Origin of the sequence: Methylobacterium sp. Leaf93 (assembly GCF_001422345.1) — a bacterium.
Taxonomy (GTDB): domain Bacteria; phylum Pseudomonadota; class Alphaproteobacteria; order Rhizobiales; family Beijerinckiaceae; genus Methylobacterium; species Methylobacterium bullatum.
In genome coordinates this window covers 373,319-389,216 of sequence record NZ_LMMS01000012.1, presented here as the reverse complement: position 1 = coordinate 389,216, position 15,898 = coordinate 373,319, and the positions used below count along the sequence as shown (strand labels likewise).

The 15,898-nt window shown below is 67.9% G+C and carries 16 protein-coding genes and 1 tRNA gene; 7 read left to right on the top strand and 10 right to left on the bottom strand.

Going from position 1 to position 15,898, the window contains the following annotated elements; all coding sequences use genetic code 11:
* The first annotated feature begins 23 nt into the window (after nt 1–23).
* The 4 genes from ASF26_RS10390 (at nt 24) to ASF26_RS10375 (ending at nt 4,564) form a co-directional block, all read left to right on the top strand.
* Nucleotides 24–1,712, top strand: coding sequence for a methyl-accepting chemotaxis protein (locus ASF26_RS10390; RefSeq protein ID WP_056253009.1), 1,689 nt, complete (start codon nt 24–26; stop codon nt 1,710–1,712).
* Nucleotides 1,713–1,902: 190 nt separating this feature from the next.
* On the top strand, nt 1,903–2,397 hold the full coding sequence (locus ASF26_RS10385; protein ID WP_056253006.1) for a hypothetical protein: 495 nt from the start codon (nt 1,903–1,905) through the stop codon (nt 2,395–2,397).
* Nucleotides 2,398–2,499: 102 nt separating this feature from the next.
* Complete coding sequence (locus ASF26_RS10380; protein ID WP_056253003.1) at nt 2,500–3,930, top strand: protein adenylyltransferase SelO; 1,431 nt, start codon at nt 2,500–2,502, stop codon at nt 3,928–3,930.
* A gap of 76 nt (nt 3,931–4,006) precedes the next feature.
* A complete protein-coding gene (locus ASF26_RS10375) occupies nt 4,007–4,564 on the top strand; it encodes a hypothetical protein (protein WP_056253429.1) in 558 nt (185 codons plus the stop codon).
* A 70-nt stretch (nt 4,565–4,634) separates the two neighbouring features.
* Here ASF26_RS10375 and hpxZ read toward each other — a convergent pair whose 3' ends face one another.
* Genes hpxZ through ASF26_RS10360 form a run of 3 tightly spaced genes read right to left on the bottom strand, consistent with a single transcriptional unit; the run spans nt 4,635 to nt 6,633 of the window.
* Entirely contained in the window at nt 4,635–5,015 is a 381-nt protein-coding gene (hpxZ, locus tag ASF26_RS10370) for an oxalurate catabolism protein HpxZ (protein WP_056253426.1), read from the bottom strand.
* Between the two features lie 8 nt (nt 5,016–5,023).
* Nucleotides 5,024–6,418, bottom strand: coding sequence for an AtzE family amidohydrolase (locus ASF26_RS10365; RefSeq protein WP_056253424.1), 1,395 nt, complete (start codon nt 6,416–6,418; stop codon nt 5,024–5,026).
* An 8-nt stretch (nt 6,419–6,426) separates the two neighbouring features.
* On the bottom strand, nt 6,427–6,633 hold the full coding sequence (locus ASF26_RS10360; RefSeq protein WP_156462941.1) for a DUF4089 domain-containing protein: 207 nt from the start codon (nt 6,631–6,633) through the stop codon (nt 6,427–6,429).
* A 291-nt stretch (nt 6,634–6,924) separates the two neighbouring features.
* Between ASF26_RS10360 and ASF26_RS10355 the strand changes: the two genes are divergently transcribed.
* Genes ASF26_RS10355 through ASF26_RS10345 form a run of 3 tightly spaced genes read left to right on the top strand, consistent with a single transcriptional unit; the run spans nt 6,925 to nt 9,547 of the window.
* On the top strand, nt 6,925–7,650 hold the full coding sequence (locus tag ASF26_RS10355; protein ID WP_056252999.1) for an NUDIX domain-containing protein: 726 nt from the start codon (nt 6,925–6,927) through the stop codon (nt 7,648–7,650).
* A 17-nt stretch (nt 7,651–7,667) separates the two neighbouring features.
* Nucleotides 7,668–8,651, top strand: a complete 984-nt coding sequence (locus tag ASF26_RS10350) for an SPFH domain-containing protein (protein WP_056252995.1) — start codon at nt 7,668–7,670, stop codon at nt 8,649–8,651.
* 2 nt (nt 8,652–8,653) lie between these two features.
* On the top strand, nt 8,654–9,547 hold the full coding sequence (locus tag ASF26_RS10345; protein ID WP_056252992.1) for an NAD(+)/NADH kinase: 894 nt from the start codon (nt 8,654–8,656) through the stop codon (nt 9,545–9,547).
* Nucleotides 9,548–9,626: 79 nt separating this feature from the next.
* Here ASF26_RS10345 and ASF26_RS10340 read toward each other — a convergent pair.
* The 7 genes from ASF26_RS10340 to mqo form a co-directional block, all read right to left on the bottom strand.
* Nucleotides 9,627–9,703 (bottom strand) — tRNA-Met (locus ASF26_RS10340).
* 116 nt (nt 9,704–9,819) lie between these two features.
* Nucleotides 9,820–11,061: a tryptophan synthase subunit beta gene (trpB, locus tag ASF26_RS10335; protein ID WP_056252988.1), complete on the bottom strand. Its 1,242-nt coding sequence runs from the start codon at nt 11,059–11,061 to the stop codon at nt 9,820–9,822.
* 135 nt (nt 11,062–11,196) lie between these two features.
* Complete coding sequence (locus ASF26_RS10330; protein ID WP_056253418.1) at nt 11,197–11,841, bottom strand: phosphoribosylanthranilate isomerase; 645 nt, start codon at nt 11,839–11,841, stop codon at nt 11,197–11,199.
* Nucleotides 11,842–11,849: 8 nt separating this feature from the next.
* Nucleotides 11,850–12,221, bottom strand: coding sequence for a lipopolysaccharide assembly protein LapA domain-containing protein (locus tag ASF26_RS10325; RefSeq protein ID WP_056252984.1), 372 nt, complete (start codon nt 12,219–12,221; stop codon nt 11,850–11,852).
* A gap of 40 nt (nt 12,222–12,261) precedes the next feature.
* Entirely contained in the window at nt 12,262–12,582 is a 321-nt protein-coding gene (gene ihfB, locus ASF26_RS10320; RefSeq protein WP_027173940.1) for an integration host factor subunit beta, read from the bottom strand.
* A gap of 78 nt (nt 12,583–12,660) precedes the next feature.
* The gene (sppA, locus tag ASF26_RS10315; RefSeq protein ID WP_056252982.1) at nt 12,661–13,641 is read right to left on the bottom strand and encodes a signal peptide peptidase SppA; all 981 of its coding nucleotides are present in this window, start codon (nt 13,639–13,641) and stop codon (nt 12,661–12,663) included.
* Between the two features lie 378 nt (nt 13,642–14,019).
* Nucleotides 14,020–15,750 (bottom strand): malate dehydrogenase (quinone), encoded by a 1,731-nt coding sequence (gene mqo / locus ASF26_RS10310; RefSeq protein ID WP_244475891.1) that lies wholly within the window; start codon nt 15,748–15,750, stop codon nt 14,020–14,022.
* Nucleotides 15,751–15,898: the final 148 nt, after the last annotated feature.

Here is a 15,898-nt window from a genome sequence, read left to right as displayed (position 1 = left end):
ACCGCGGTCAGGAAGAGGTTTTCATGTCGATCCAGACTCGCTCGATTCGTGCCAAGCTCATCACAGCATTTTCCCTGCTTACTTTGTTTGTCATTGGCCTGGGGGTGCTTGGGATCGTCAGTACGCAGCGCATGCGCGAGCAAGCTCTCGATATCGAAAACAATTGGCTTCCGAGCGTTCGTGTCCTCGGCGAGATCGATACTCTGACGGCCCGCAACAACGGCGTCATGCTGCGTCACACGCAGGAGACCGACCCCCAGAGACTGGCGACCATTGAGGGCGACCTCGTGCGGTTCGGGAAGAGGATCGACGATAAGAAAACCGCTTACGAGCGGATGATCGCCTCGCCCGAAGAGCGCGAACTCTACGAGACGTTCACGCGCGAGGCCGCCAAATTCGCCGCGATCCGGCAGACCATCCTGGACATGTCCCGCAATGGGGAGAAGGCACAGGCGTTCTCCCTCTACGAGAACAAGGGGATCACCATCCGCCGGGGCATGTCGGACGCCCTCGAAAAGCTGGTGAGCCTGAACAATGTCGGGGCGGATCAGGCGCAGGCACGCAGCAAGACGGTCTTCGAAGAGGCCCGGACCCTGGGCATCGCCGCCATCGTCGTCGCGGTCCTCCTCTCCGTCCTGTCCGCCTTCCTGATCATCCGCGGCGTGAGCCGGGGCATCGATTCCGTGGTGCAGCCGATGCAGGCCCTCGCCGCCGGCGACCTGTCGGTGACCATTCCGCACCAGAACGCCAGGACCGAGATCGGGCGCATCGCCGATGCCGTGCAGGTGTTCAAGGACGGATTGCACAGGATGAAGGCTCTGGAAGACGAGACCGTGCTGGCCCGTGCCGGCGCGGAAGCGCAGCGCAAGGCTGCCATGCGGTCCATGGCCGACGGCTTCGAGTCCGCCGTGGGCGGGATCATCCAGACCGTGTCCAGTTCGGCGACGGAGTTGCAGGCCACCGCGCAGGGCATGGCCGGCACCGCGACGCAGACCGCCGCGCAATCCACCAGCGTCGCCGCCGCCGCGGAACAGGCCGCCTCGAACGTCACCACCGTGGCGGCGGCGGCCGAGGAACTCGGCTCGTCGGTGCAGGAAATCGGCCGTCAGGTCAGCGCCTCGGCCAGCCTGGCCCATGTCGCCGTCGAGGAAACCGCGCGGACGGCGCTGCTCGTGAAGGAGCTGAACAGCGCCGTGGCGAAGATCGGCGACGTGGTGACGATGATCAGCGACATCGCGGGCCAGACCAACCTCCTGGCCCTGAACGCGACCATCGAGGCGGCCCGTGCCGGCGAGTCGGGACGGGGCTTTGCCGTCGTCGCCGCCGAGGTGAAGGAACTCGCCAATCAGACCGCCAGGGCGACCGAGGAGATCGGCGGCCATATCGCCTCGATCCAAGGCTCCACCGATCAGGCGGTCTCGGCGATCGGCGGCATCACCACCCGCATCCAGGAGATCAGCGCCGTCGCCACCACGATCGCGGCCGCGGTGGAGGAGCAGGGTGCCGCCACGCAGGAGATCGTCCGCAACGTGTCCCAGGCCGCCACCGGCACGGGCGAGGTCACGGTGAACATCGCGGGCGTGGCCGGCGCCGCCGAGGAGACCGGTGCTGCCGCCAGCCAGGTGCTCGGTGCGGCATCGGAGCTGTCGCGCCAGTCCGAACATCTCAATGCCGAACTGGGCCGCTTCCTCGCCACGATCCGCGCGGCCTGACCAGAGTCGGGCTTCTGCGCGGACGAGCGCCGTCTCCCTCGGCGACAGGTCTGCTCGCTTCATGGGTTCGCCACGAGCGGCACGTGGCGATTGCCCTCCGGGGCGACCATTCCGACTCGGAGGGCGACGATCCGGCGGATGCGCCTCTGCCGACTGGCGAAATCCGCCCCCGGCGCGGTATGCCTCTCGGATGCAGCGCGTCATCGTCATGGGGCCGCCCGGAAGCGGAAAATCGACACTGGCGCGGCGTCTCGGCGCTGCGCATGACCTGCCCGTCTTTCATCTCGATCAGGCTTATTTTCGTCCTGGTTGGGAGCCCGTGCCGGCCACCGAGTTCCGTGCCGAAGTCGAGCGCCTCGCGGCCCTCCCCCGCTGGATCATCGATGGGAACTACACGGACGTGATCGGGCCGCGCTTCGCGGCGGCGGATACCCTGGTCTATCTCGATCTCCCGGGCTGGCTGACGATGGCGCGCGTGATCCGGCGCTTGGCGGCGAGCTATGGCCGGGTCCGGCCGGATGCGGCGCGCGGATGCCCGGAACGGCTCGACGCCGAGTTCCTGCGCTACGTCTGGACCTGGAACCGCAAGAGGCGAGCCCGGAACCTCGCCCTGATCGAGAGGTTTCCCGGCAAGGTCGTCATCCTGGCGAGCCGGGGGGAGCAGCGGCTGTTCGGAGGTGCGTGACCCTTCTCCGATAGGCGCTCGCGTCGGTGGGGGGGGCGGCTGTCATCGCCGGCCTGCCCTCGCTAGAGTCCAGGCCGCCCTCGCAGGAACCCGCGCCCGCCCATGCCATCACCACGCACTGCCGCGAAGCACGCCGAACTCGGCCCCGATTTCTACGACGTCGTCGCCGCCGCCGACTTCCCGAAGACGATCCTGCGCTACCGGAACCGGCCCTGGTCGGCGCGGGTGGGGCTCGACGACCTTTCCGACGAATCGTGGGTCGCGCATTTCGGCCGGTTCCAGCCCCTCGCCGGCAGCCTGCCCCAGCCTCTCGCGCTACGCTATCACGGCCACCAGTTCCGCTCTTACAACCCCGATCTCGGCGATGGGCGCGGCTTCCTGTTCGCCCAGCTCCACGACCTCGCTGACGGCCGCCTTCTCGATCTCGCCACCAAGGGCAGCGGCACCACGCCGTGGTCGCGCACGGCCGATGGCCGCCTCACCCTGAAGGGGGGCATGCGCGAGATCCTCGCCACCTCCATGCTCGAGGCCCTGGGCGTCGACACCTCGAAGACCTTCAGCCTCATCGAGACCGGCGAGGAACTGGAGCGGGGCGACGAGCCCTCCCCCACCCGGTCCAGCGTTCTGGTGCGCCTCAGCCATTCCCATATCCGCATCGGCAGCTTCCAGCGCCTGCTGGCTCTGGACGAGCCGCACAACATCGAGAAGCTCCTCGATTACGCGGTGCGCACCTACCTGCCGGAGGCTTGGCGCGAGGAGACCGCGCCCCGTGCCGTCGCCTTCCTGGAGCAGGTCTGCCGGCGGGTCGCCCGCACGGGCGCCCAGTGGATGGCGGCGGGCTTCGTCCACGGGGTGCTGAACACCGACAACATCAACATCACGGGCGAGAGCTTCGATTACGGTCCGTGGCGCTTCGCGCCGACCAGCGACCCGGGCTTCACCGCCGCCTATTTCGACGTCCATGGCCTCTACAGTTTCGGCCGCCAGCCCGAGGCCCTGTTCTGGAATCTCAGCCGGCTCGCGGAATGCCTGATGCCGCTCGCCGACCGCGACGCCCTCGAAGGCGCCCTCAAAGTCTTCGGGTCGAGCCTGCAGGACGCCTTCGCCGATGCGCTTTTAGCCCGGCTCGGCCTCGTCAAGCCCGCCGACGAGGGAGACCTGCACCGCTTCGTCGCCGCGTTCTGGGGCTTCCTGTCAAAGAGTCGGGCGCCGTTCGAGCAGACCTTCTTCGACTGGTACGGCGGTCTCCTCAGCGCCGACCGTGCGGCGGCGAGCCCCTCTGCCGCCTTCTACGAGCGCGAGGATTTCGCCGCCGTCAGGACCAGCCTCGCTTCCCTGTCCCCGGTGGAGGGAATTCGGCTCGATCACCCGTATTTTGCGCGGCGCGAGCCCTGCACGATGCTGATCGAAGAGGTCGAGGCCCTGTGGGATCCGATTGCCGAGCGGGACGATTGGTCGGCCCTCCATGCCAAGCTCGATGCGATCGCCCAGATGGCAGAGGCCTACGGCACGGCGCCATCAGTTATCGACTGAGACGGCGCCCTGTTTCGGACACAAGGCTGCGTTGTTCTGGGGGACGGCGGCGGGCGACGTCCGCCTGGACGGCACGATGACGGACATTCGGATCACGGCAGGCACCTTCGGCGAGGGCGTGGCCACCTACGAGAACGGCGTGTTCCGTTTTCCCAACGGCGAGGCCCGCGGCGTGGAGGATCTCACCGATCTCGGGCTCGCGCCCGAGTCGACGCCGGAGGCCCATTGGAGCGGTGACATCGTGCGCGGTCTCCAGGGTGCGCTGGCCACTTCGACCAAGGCCTTACCGTCGCCCTTCGGCTTTGCTGCGTCCTTCGTGGGCCTCGGGCTCGACGTGCTCGAATCCTCGGCCAATACCGCCGCGACCCTGCCGATCACGTTCAGCGACGGCGCCAGCGCGACGATGGCCGCCGACGGCGCCGTGGCGGCTCTGATCCGGCGCGACCGCGAGGTGGTCCGCCTCGCGCTCGAGCGGGTGGCCCCGGCCCCGGCGGTCCAACCGGCACCGGCACCGGAGCCGATCGTCTCGACACCGAATCCGAACGATCCGACCCTGACCTCGATGTTCCAGTACGAGAAGCGTAAGGGACGCCTGCGCCGCGTCGTCACCGAAACGACGCCTCAGGAGACGTGAGCGGACGCCACGGATCTCCCGCGCCCTGAAGGTGCACGTCTCCCGCGCGGGGGCGGGGGAATGGCGTGCCTCAACCGTCGATGACGCTCACATGAGCAGCGACGACTTTCCAGCCGTCGGGGAAGCGGATCCAGGTCTGGCTCTGCCGGCCGACCTTGCCGGGTGATCCGTCGCGGCGGAACAGGGTCATCGCCACGGCCGTATCCCGCCCATAGGCCGTGATCACCGTATCGGACAGGGTCCGCTCCAGCCCGGCCGGTGAGCGGGCGCGGCGGAAGGCACGGATCGCATCCATGCCGTAGAGGTTCTCACCCCCGCCATAGCGGATGGTGCGGGGATCATCGTGGAACAGGGCTTCCAGCACCGCCACGTCGTTGCCGGTGAGCGCCGCCTCGTAGGCCGCGAAGGCGGCCTCGACCTCGGCGATCACGTCTGGCCCATCGATCTCCATCGGCTCGCTCACAGGATCGCATGCGGCGCGGAGACTACGCCGTTTCGTTCGAGATGCCGCGCGACCCGCAGCGCCAGATCCTCGCGCCACGGGGCGGCGATGACCTGGACACCGAGGGGCAGGCCGTCATCGATCCGCACGGGCACCGCCACCACGGGCAGGCCGATGAACGAGATCGGCTGGGTGAAGACGCCGATATTCGCCCGCACCGGCAGCGTCACCCCGTCGAGCTCGAAGGTGACCTGGCCCGATCTCGGAGCCCGGCAGGGGGTCGAGGGGGCCAGGATGATGTCGACCTCGCGGAAGAGGTCGAGCATCGCCGCCCGGTACCAGCGGCGGAAGCGCTGCGCGCGCTCCACGAAGGGGGCGGGAATCATCGCCCCCGCGATCAGCCGGTCGCGCACGGCGGGGTCGAAATCGGCGGCGCGGGTCCGCAGCCGGTCGAGATGGAGGGCGGCGCCCTCGGCGGCGGTGATGAGGTAGGCGGCGGCCCGCGCCCGCGCGGCTTGCGGAATCTCCACCCGGCGCTTGGCGCCCAGGGATGCGGCGAGGGTCTCCACCGCTACGAAGGCCTCGCTATCACCGCCACGCGCGAAGTATCCGCCCGCCACGGCGATCCGCAGGTCGCCGATACCGTCGTCGAGGCTCGGCATGGCGGGATCGGGGGCGCGGGTGGTCGCCACCGGGTCGTCCGGATCGGGGCCCTGCATGGCATCGTAGGACAAGGCGAGGTCGGTGACGCTGCGCGCCATGGGCCCGAGATGGTCGAGGCTGCCGACGAAGGGGAAGCTGCCCGCCCGTGTCAGCCGGCCATAGGTGGGCTTAAGCCCGAAGCAGCCGCAGAAGGCGGACGGCACACGGATCGAACCGTTGGTGTCCGAGCCGAGGGCCAGGGGGACGAGGCCCGCGCCGATGGCGCCGCCCGAACCCCCGGACGAGCCGCCGGACATGTGCCCGAGATCGTGCGGGTTGCGGGTTGCCCCGTCATGGACGTTCTCCCCGGTGAAATCATAGGCATACTCGCCCATGTTGAGGCCGCCCACGAGGATGGCCCCGGCGGCTTCGAGCCGTCGCACCAGGGCGCCGTCCCGTTCGGCGGGTGCGAGATCGCGGTTGATCTTCGAGCCCGCCCGCGTCGGCAGGCCCGCGATGTCGATGAGGTTCTTCACCGCGAAGGGCACGCCCGCCAGCGGCCCCAACGCCTCCCCACGGGCTCGCGCCGCATCGACGGCATCGGCTCTCGTCAGAGCGCGTTCGGGCAGCACGTCGGTGAAGGCATTGACCGCCGTGTCCACCCGCGCGATGCGCGCCAGCACGGCCTCGACCACCAGGCGGGTGCTGATCGCCCCATCCCTGACGGACCCGGCGATGTCGGCCGCGTGCATCGTGCTCGGATCAGTCATGTCGCCGCTCACGCCGCGAAGACCGGAGCCGGCTCCGCCTCGTCGGGCAGGGGAAATCCCGCGACGAGGCCGGCGGCGCCGTGGAGTACGGTGAGGTTCGCCCCCACCGCCGCGACCCAGGCGGGATCGAGGGGAATGCCCAGAAGCGCCGACGCGGCGTCGATATAGGCATCGAGCCCACCCGATGCGAGCTCGGTCTTCGGCATCTCGGCCATGGCTTCCTCCTCAAACCCCGATCCGGCGGAACCGTCGCATCCCGGGGAGCAAGGGTCGGGCCGGACTATGTGACGATCTCACGGAAGCACCCTGTGCGTCATGGCAGTCTTTAGGAGGTTGAGCGTCTTTCCCCATCCGCCGTCCTGAGATCGTGAGAGCGGGCGAAACGGGTCAGTCGGACCCGACGGCATCCGATCCTCACCATCGTTCCGGATGACGTCGAACTCTGCCCTTGCCTTATATGCAAAGCGCATCTAACTAAGATGTAGAACGCATATAAGGCTCGCCCCGTGACCGAAACCGAATTCCTGGCCGAGTACGATCCCGCCGCCTACGAGCGCCCTGCCCTCACAGTCGATCTCGTCCTGCTGGGCCTGCGCGCGGGCCGCCCGGCGGCGCTGCTGCTGAAACGCGAACAGCATCCGCATGCGGGTCGCTGGGCGCTGCCCGGCGGTTTCGTGGGGATCGACCAGACCCTGGATGCGGCCGCTCTCCATGTCCTGCATGAGAAGGCGGGGATAACCGGGGTGCATCTGGAGCAGCTCTATACGTTCGGCGCGCTCGCCCGCGATCCGCGCATGCGGATCGTCAGCGTGGCCTATCTCGCCCTCCTGCCGGAGGCGGCCCTCGCCGAGGCTTTGGAGCGCGCACCCTCCCTCGTGGCGGCCGGGATCGAGGTGCCCTGGTCGGGCGAGGCGGGCGGAGACGTGGTGGCACTGTCGCCCAAGGGTGAGGTTCTGCCCCTCGCCTTCGACCATGCCGACATCCTGGCGATGGCCATGCTGCGCCTGCGCGGAAAGCTCGATTATTCGGATGTGGGCTTTGCCCTCCTGCCCGAGCATTTCACCCTTCGACAGCTGCAGGACGTGCACGAGGCGGTTCTCGGCACCACGCTCAACAAGCCGGCCTTCCGACGCCGGATGCTCGACCGGGGCTGGCTGGCGCCGACCGGATCGCGCGAGGCCGGAACGTCGTTCCGCCCCGCCGAACTCTACCGATTTCAACCGTCCCGCTGACCCGACAGGAGGTTTCCATGGCATCGATCCGCAACATCGGTCTGGTCGCGCAATTGCGGAGCGAGGCGAGCAGCCACGTCATCCGCTATCGCCGGGGCCGCATCCGCCAGAGCGGCCGGGGCCTCGTCTTCTGGTTCCGCCCGGAGACATCGAGCATCGCCGAGATGCCCATGGACGACCGCGAGATGACGCTGTTCGTGCGTGGCCGCAGCCAGGATTTTCAGGCCGTCGCCGTGCAGGGGACGATCGGCTGGCACGTGATCGATCCGGAACGTCTGGCCAGCCGCATCGATTTCTCCATCGACCTTCGCACCGGTAAGCTCCAGGGCGAGCCGATCGAGAAGATCGAGGCGCGCATGGCCGGTATCGCCAGTCAGGCGGTGCTGCAATATCTCGGCGGCAAGCCGGTGCGCACCATCCTCGATGCCGGCCCCGAACCCCTGCGCGGGGGGCTGGAGGCCGTCTTGGCGGCGGACCAGTCCCTGGCCGAGATCGGTGTCGCCGCCGTGTCGGTGCGGCTCACCAACCTCGCACCCACGAGCGAACTCGAACGCGCCTTGCAGACCCCGACCTTCGAGGCGCTGCAGCAGAAGGCCGACGAGGCCACCTTCTCCCGCCGCGCCCTCGCCGTGGAGAAGGAGCGTGCCATCGCCGAGAACGAGCTCGCCACGCGCACGGAACTGGCGCGCCGGGAAAAGCTCCTCATCTCCGAGGAGGCGGAGAACGCGCGAAACCGGGCGGCCGGCCTCGCCGAGGCACAGGGCGTCGAGGCGACGGCGGAAGCCGAGCGCATCCGCCTCGTCGAGGGAGCCAAGGTCCAGGCCGAGGCGCAGCGCGTCGCGATCTACCGCGACCTGCCGCCCGCGATCCTGCTCGGCCTCGCCGCGCAGGAACTGGCGGGCAAGCTCGATACGATCGAGCATGTCAGCGTGACGCCCGATCTCCTCGCCGCCGTGATGGGCGAGTTCCACAAGGCCCGTCCCCTGGTGGGAGCGCGTTGAGGATGGCCGCCCTCACCCACCGCGCGGTCTTCGTCATCCGCGAGACCGATTACGAGGCTCTGATCGCCCGGCACGCCACGAACGGGCAGGCGCGCTTCTTCCTGGAGAGCCGCGGGCAGAAACTCGAGGATGTGGTCGAGCGGCACGAGCGGTTCCACGCCGTGCTTAGCCAGGCACGGGCCTCGGTCCCGGGCGAGTGGCGCCAGGCCCTGGTGCGGCGTGCGGACCTCGACCGCTTCTTGTTCGCCGCGGACGACGTCGTCGTCGCCGTGGGCCAGGACGGGCTGGTGGCCAACGTCGCCAAGTATCTCGACGCGCAGCCGGTGATCGGCGTCAACCCGGCGCCCGACCTCTATGACGGGATCCTCGTTCGGGTGGCCGTCGAGCGGCTCGGGCAGGTGCTCATCGCGAGCGTCAACGGCGCGGCGCAGGTGGAGCGGCGCACCATGGTCCAGGCCGTGCTCGACCATGGCGAGACGCTGTTCGCGTTGAACGAGATCTTCGTCGGGCACCGCAGCCACCAATCCGCGCGCTACCGGGTCGAGGCGGCGGGCGAGGCGGAGGATCAATCCTCCAGCGGGCTCATCGTCGCGTCCGGTACGGGGGTGACCGGCTGGGCGCGGTCCATCGCCGAGGCGACGCATCTCGCCGTCCCCCTCGGCACGGAGGAGGCGGCGGTGGGCTACTGGGTGCGCGAGCCATTCCCGAGCGTCGCCAGCGGCACGCGGCTGCGCGCGGGGAAGCTGACCGATACCGGGCTCGTCGTCACCTCACGGATGAACGACGGCGGCGTCGTCTTCGCCGACGGCATCGAGCAGGATTTCCTGGCCTTCGAATGGGGCCGCCAGGTCATGCTCTCGCCGGCGGATCGCACGCTCAATCTCGCTATTGGCTAAGTGTCGCCGGGATGTTTCGAGGGATCGAGAGCGCGCAAAGAAAAACCCGCCAAGTCATGGACTTAGCGGGTCGAATTCTTGGTAGCGAGGGAGAGATTTGAACTCCCGACACAAGGATTATGATTCCTCTGCTCTAACCAACTGAGCTACCCCGCCATAACAAAGGAACCCGCGCGGTGCGGGCGCCCCTGAAGAGATCGGCGGTATAAAGAAATCCGCCTTCGGGTGTCAACGGGGAGTTTGCGACTTGGCCACTCCCAGGCGCGGTTTTGTCAGAGGCGGGTGCCCAGGATCTCGGCCACCTGCGGGATGTCCTTGTCGCCACGGCCCGAGAGATTGAGCACCATCAGATGCTCGGCGGGCTTCGTCGGCGCGATCTCGAACACCTTGGCGAGGGCGTGGGCCGGCTCAAGGGCCGGGATGATCCCCTCCAGCATCGAGCACAGCTTGAACGCCTCCAGCGTCTCGGAATCCGTCGCCGAGAGGTAGGTGACGCGCTTGGCCTCGTGCAGCCAGGCGTGTTCGGGGCCGATACCGGGATAGTCGAGGCCGGCCGAGATCGAGTGGGCGTCGGCGATCTGACCGTCTTCGTTCTGCAGCAGGTAGGTCCGGTTGCCGTGGAGCACGCCCGGCTTTCCGCCGGACAGGGAGGCAGCGTGCAGGCCCGAGGCAATGCCATGGCCGGCGGCCTCGACCCCGTAGATTTCCACCTCGCGGTCGTCGAGGAACGGGTGGAACAGGCCCATGGCGTTGGAGCCGCCGCCGATGCAGGCGATGAGCGAGTCGGGCAGGCGCCCTTCCATCTCCAGCATCTGCTCCCTGGTCTCGCGACCGATGATCGACTGGAAATCGCGCACCATCGCCGGATAGGGGTGAGGTCCGGCCACGGTGCCGATGCAGTAGAACGTGTCGGCGACGTTGGTGACCCAGTCGCGCAGCGCCTCGTTCATGGCGTCCTTGAGAGTCTTGGTGCCGGATTCCACCGGGATCACCTCGGCGCCGAGCATCTTCATGCGGAAGACGTTGGGCGCCTGGCGCGCCACGTCGACGGCGCCCATGTAGACGACGCATTTCAGGCCGAACCGGGCGCAGAGGGTGGCGGTCGCGACCCCGTGCTGACCGGCGCCGGTCTCGGCGATGATCCGCGGCTTGCCCATGCGGCGGGCCAGCATGATCTGGCCCAGCACGTTGTTCACCTTGTGCGAGCCGGTGTGATTCAGTTCCTCACGCTTGAAGAAGACCTTGGCGCCATGGCCCGGAGCCGACTTCGTCCGTAAGTGCTCGGTGATCCGCTCGGCGTAGTAGAGCGGGCTCGGGCGGCCGACGTAATGGGTCAGGTGGCCGTTCATCTCCTCCTGATAGGATGGATCGGCCTTGGCCTCCGTATAGGCCTTCTCGAGATCGAGGATGAGCGGCATCAGCGTCTCGGCGACGAAGCGACCGCCGAAAATGCCGAAGCGGCCGCGCTCGTCCGGTCCGTTGCGGAACGAGTTCGGAGAGGGGGCGATGGTCACGGTTGTCGTCCTTCGCGTCTTCGGCCGGCGAGTCTCCGCCGGGCCTGTGCGTTCGGTATTGGGTTGCGCCAATGCCTAGACCCGCGTGGGGGGCGTCTACAATGCGGCGAACGCGTCGATTTGTGAAATCGGACCCTATTCGTAGGCCCGAACCGCCGCGATGAAGGCGGCGATGCGTTCCGGGCTCTTGTCTCCCGGCCGGGTCTCGACGCCCGAGGAGACATCGACGGCGCGCAGGCCCGTGCGGGCGAGGGCTTCGGCGAGGTTCTCGGGGGTGAGACCGCCCGAGAGCATCGTCCCCGCCGGCAAGGTTATCCCTGCGAGAAGATCCCAATCGAAGGCGAGGCCGTTGCCGCCGGGAAGTGCCGCGTCCGGCGGCGGCTTGGCGTCGAGGAGGATGCGGTCTGCTGCCTCGTACGCGGCGATGGCGGCGAGGTCCGAGGGCGTCGAGACGCCGAGCGCCTTCATGACTGGGCGACCGCTGCGGTCGCGAATCGCCGCGACCCGCTCGGGCGTCTCGTGTCCGTGGAGCTGGATCCAGTCCGGATCGACGGTGCCAACGGCCGCATCGATCAGGGTATCGTCGGGGTCCACGAGGAGGACGACCCGCTCCGCCCTGCCCTTCGCCCGGTCCGACAGCAAGCGCGCAGTCTCCAGCGGGACATGGCGCGGGCTCTTGGGGAAATGCACGAAGCCGACGAGGTCGGCCCCGGCCGAGAGCGCCGCGTCGAGAGTGTCGGGCGCGCTCAGCCCGCAAATCTTGACGCGGATTGACGGCATTGACGGCACTAACGCGGCGCGGGGAGCGCGACGCGGCTGTCGAGACCGGGATAACGCTCGGCCGGAGCGGGCTCGCTCGCCGCGACACGCGACTTCAGACGCTCGGTCTCGCCCTCCAGGCGCCGGATCTCGCGGCGGCGGGCCGCGCTCGTCCGTCGCGTGCTCGATTGGCCCAGCCACGTGCCGATGCCGCCGCAGAGGATGCCGATGGCGACGGAGGCGAAGATGAGGACGTAGAGCGGCAGCGGCAGGCTGAAGGCCGGCGTGTCGGTCGTGAACGGATCGAAGGACAGGCGGACGACCTCCCGGTTGGCGACGGCCAGGGCGACGACCACGATCGCCACGGGAAGCAGGATCAAACCCTTGAAGAAGCGGATCATCGAGACACTCCGGTCGATGGGACGAGGCTGTGCATGGCGTTCAGGATTCCTCGTTTTCGGAGGGCTCCTCGGCGCCGATCCCGGCCTCATTGAGTCGCTGGCGCATCTCCTTGCCCGTCTTGAACACGGGGATGGCCTTCTCGGAGACGGCAACGGGCTCACCGGTGCGCGGGTTGCGCCCCCGTCGCGCATCGCGGCGCTTGACCGAGAAGGCGCCGAAGCCGCGCAGTTCGACACGGTCGCCGCGCGCCAACGCCTCGGCGATCGTGTCGAGGATCGCCTTCACCAGGGTTTCCACGTCGCGCTGGTAGAGATGCGGGTTCTGCTCTGCGATCCTGAGCACGAGCTCCGACTTGATCATGCGGCGGTCTTCCCTGACTTCATGCGGTTCCGGCACCCCTGCGGACGTGATCCGGGCAGGCGTGATTCGGCGTCGCCCTCAAGGCGCATCGGCGGAACCCGGACGCCAGAGGGCGAGCATGCCCCCTTGCGCGAGACCTGCCGTCTCGTCGCCGGCCTGACGCAGGCGCGTGGCGAGGCCGCCCAGCCCCATCAAGTCGGCCCCCATGCCGAGAGCCGACCAGAGCTTGAAATCGCTCTCGGATTTCGGCTTCCAGTCGCGCACGGGCAGACCCTTGGCGACGTTGCGCTCGGTCTCGAGCCAGGCGATCGCCTGACGCTCCCCGCCGACACCGTCCACCAGCTTCAGCGGAACGCTCTGGCGGCCGCTGAACACGCGCCCGTCGGACACGGTCGCGAGTTCTTTCTCGGAGAGCTTGCGCCGCTCGGAGACGAGGCCCTTGAACCAAGCGTAGGTATCGCCGACGACGGAGGCCAGGGCGGCGCGGGCCTCGGGCGAGGTCGGGGTGAAGCCCGACGGCTCTGCCTTCAGCGGCGACGACTTCACCGACTCGACCTTGACCCCGACCTTGTCGAGGAGGCCGGACAGGTCGGGATACTGGAACAGCACGCCGATGGACCCGACGAGGGCGGTTTCCCGCGCGACGATATGATCGGCCGCGATGGCGGCGATATAGGCGCCCGACGCCGCCGTGCCGTCGACGAAGGCCACCATGGGCTTCTTCTCGGCCAGCGCGCGCAGGTTGCGGTAGAGTTCCTCTGAGCCGGTGGTGGTGCCGCCAGGCGACGAGATCGAGACGATCACGCCCTGCACCGTGCCGGCATCGCGGACCCGCTCGATGAGTTTCGTCGTCGATTCGCTGCCGGCGATGAAGCCGCCGATAGAGATGCGGGCGATCTGCGGTTTCACGGCCGGGAAACCGAAGCCGTCACTGCCCCGGACCCGGTAGCCCAATGTCCCGACGGCGACGATCAGCCCGCCGATCCCGACGACGCGCCACAGGGAGAGCTTGCGGCGCAGGCGCCGGCGATCGATCAGAAGTTCGGCGTCTGCGGCCATGCGATCGTCCCGCTCCCTTGACTCGTCCGCCCGCTGCGGGCGGCTGTTCGCTCACGGGACGTCAGGATGCACCGGTCAGTGCCTCCATCGTCCCCCAGAGATCTGTTCCACACCCGCCGCCGGATTGCACCAAGCCGTTGGCAGCTCTCGCATCCTTCCGCCGGAAGACCGATGGAGTCTGGGGTACGCGAAAGCAGGGCCGTGTTCTAGCGCCCCCTCCGGTAGACCGGCAAGAGGACTCGTCGACGGGAAGCGAGGCTTCGGCACAAAGCCGTTGGGGATGGTGGCTCGACGGGTGGTTCGATCGCTCGGCCGAGACAGAATCCTCCGCTGTCGAACTGGCGACATCGGAGGATTCCTGCGTTCTCCTTCACTCGCTCAGGGAGCGAGGTCGTGGACCGGCTTCGTCGTGGTGGTGCGGTTGCTGTTGAGAACGGTGTTGCTGACCGGTGTCTGCTTGAGCGCCTCGACGTCGATCTGCGGGGGAGCCGGGAGCTGCAACTGCTCGCTCGTATAGGCCCAGGCCTGCGCGACCCGCTCCGGATCGTCGTTGAGCTTCAATCCGTAGCTCGGGACGATCTGCCGGAGCTTCGCCTGCCATTCCGGCGACGAGACCTTGGAGGCGAACACCTTTTCCAGCACCTTCAGCATGATCGGGGCCGCGGTGGACGCGCCCGGGGAGGCGCCGAGCAGCGCCGCGATGCTGCCGTCCTTCGCGCTGACGATTTCCGTACCGAGCTTCAGAACGCCGCCCTTGTCCTTGTCGCGCTTGATGATCTGCACGCGCTGGCCCGCCTGCCACAGGCGCCATTCTTCCTTCTTGGCCTTGGGGAAATACTCACGCAGGGCGGCGATGCGGTCATCGTCCGAGAGCATCAGCTGGCCGGCCAGATACTCCACCAGGGGATATTCATCCACGCCCACGCGAACCATCGGCCAGACGTTGCTGGTGGTCGTCGAGGACAGGAGGTCGAAATAGGAGCCCTCCTTCAGGAACTTTGTGGAGAAGGTCGCGAAGGGACCGAACAGCAGGACGCGCTTGCCGTCGAGGACGCGCGTGTCCAGATGCGGAACGGACATCGGCGGCGAGCCGACCGAGGCCTTGCCGTAGGCCTTCGCCAGATGCTGCGTGGTCACATCGGGATTCTCATTGACGAGGAACGAGCCGCCGACGGGAAAGCCGGCGTAGTCCTCGCCTTCGGGGATGCCGGATTTCTGCAGGAGATGCAGCGATCCGCCGCCCGCGCCGATGAACACGAACTTGGCGTCGAAACTCTGCTCGGACCCGTCCTTGAGGTTCCGCGAAACCACGCGCCAGGATCCGTCGGGGTTCTTGTCGATGGTCCGGACCTCGGACGAGGCCTTCAGGTCGAAGTTCGGCTGGCTCTGCAGATGCGCGACGAACTGACGGGTGATCTCGCCGAACTCCACGTCGGTGCCCAAAGAGGTCCAGGTGGCTGCGATCTTCTGCTTGGGATCGCGGCCCTCCATCATGAGGGGAACCCATTTCCGGATCTGCTCGGGATCGGTCGAATAGTCCATGCCCGCGAAGAGCGGGCTCGCCTTGAGCGCGGCATGGCGCTTCTTGAGAAAGGCGATGTTCTCGTCGCCCCACACGAAGCTCATATGTGGGGTGTAGTTGATGAACGAGCGGGGGTTCTTCAGGACGCCGTTGCGAACCTGCCACGCCAGGAACTGGCGCGTGACCTGAAAGGCCTCGTTGATCTCGACGGCCTTGGCGATCTCGATATGGCCGTCCTTCTTCTCTGGCGTGTAGTTGAGCTCCGCGAGGGCGGAATGGCCCGTGCCGGCATTGTTCCAGCCGTTGGAACTCTCCTTCGCCACGCCGTCGAGCCGCTCGATCATCTGGATCGACCAGTTGGGTTCGAGTTCGCGCAGCCATACACCGAGCGTGGCGCTCATGATGCCGCCGCCGATCAGAAGGACATCGACCTTCTTCGCCGGAGGGGCCGCGAGAACCAGGGAGCCGGGCACGGCCACGGCCGCCATCCCGGTCAAGGCCGTGCCGAGGATCTGCCTGCGGTTCAGGGCAGGCGCCGTGGAGGAAACGCCCTTGGGCGGGCACATATCGTTGTCATCGGCGCTCATCGCCATACCTCGTTCTGCGGAACACGTCCGAAGGACCCTCATCGGACGTCTGTCCGTCCAGGGCATCGGATCGAGAGGATCGGAGGAGCGCTTCTTCCCAGAGGGCATTCTTGCCCGGTGTGCTGGTTTGACCAGTCTGCCGGATCGA